Origin of the sequence: Streptococcus equinus ATCC 9812, assembly GCF_000187265.1 — a bacterium.
Lineage (GTDB): Bacteria > Bacillota > Bacilli > Lactobacillales > Streptococcaceae > Streptococcus > Streptococcus equinus.
Map to the genome: position 1 here is coordinate 554095 of NZ_GL698429.1, position 1135 is coordinate 555229.

Here is a 1135-nt window from a genome sequence, read left to right on the forward strand (position 1 = left end):
CCATAAAAATTGGAAGTTATTTAAACTTCCAATTTTGTAATCATACATCTACTACTTTAACAAATGGATGCCCTAAACCATTAACATCAACTGCTTGTGTACTTTGTTCTCTCCAAAGTAGTTCAATTGAATACCAACCATTATTTGAAGCGTTGTATGGATCATAAACATATGTATTACCGTTTGAATAACCTTTTAGAACAATTTCATGGCTAGTTCCCCACCCCCAAGGTGAGAATTTATCCTGTTGAACAGCTGCTACCACATGATGCCCTTCTTTGAGTGCACTTGTTAGTGCAGCTGAAGAATTGATAACCGTTGGTGTCAAGCCCCATTGACGAGAGGCAACCAAAATACCATTTCCTGTTGTTCCTTCTGTTCCACGATTAAATTCAACAGTATTGTTATAGAGGTAACTTGCTACTGTAGTTGGGAGCACTTCATTTCCTGTTAGAGATGAAAAGACCATAGCAAGACTAGTTGGGACGCAGCCTGTAGATGCCAAAGTGTAGTAACCATACCGATTACCACCCCAACGGCCATCACGTTGGTTGTAATAAGGGGTATTATAATTTGTACGTTTAACGGTAAAATCAGTAGACGTCAAAAAGTACATTTGACCATTATCAGACTGATACACATGTATGTGGTAAGTTCCCGTACCAGAATGATTTGCAACGTTGATAAGACCAGTTGCGTTTGTTCCTGATGTTGTAGCATCATACCACCTAATGTCATTTTGACCGTTAACTTCTGACCAAACAGCGTATTTCACTGTACCGCTTGAATAAACACCGGAAATATTTACGCCATAGATACCAGTTCCCTTGTAATTAGTTGATACGCTAGCAGTTACTTGTTTATTATTTAAAGCGTATTGACCAAGATTATAGCCTTTAGTTTCACCATCTTTTGTCTTGACATAAACGTGGATAGTATAATCTGCTGAAATGTTATGATGATATTTTTCATCGACATTGATAATCACTCTGCCGTTTACAACTTTTGCAGAATTATACCAATGAAGATTTTTTTGATTTGGGTCTGACCAAGCAGCAACTGTAACACTTTGAATATCTTTTGAATTCTCAGTTTCTGCAATCACAACTTGTAATGTGCCTCTTTTAGAATCATG

Annotated in this window: 1 protein-coding gene; it reads right to left on the reverse strand. The window is 37.4% G+C overall.

The genetic code is table 11. The features are described from left to right. Positions 1 to 40: 40 nt before the first annotated feature. On the reverse strand, positions 41 to 1135 hold a 1095-nt coding region (locus HMPREF0819_RS02620; RefSeq protein ID WP_004231913.1), incomplete at its 5' end, for a GBS Bsp-like repeat-containing protein.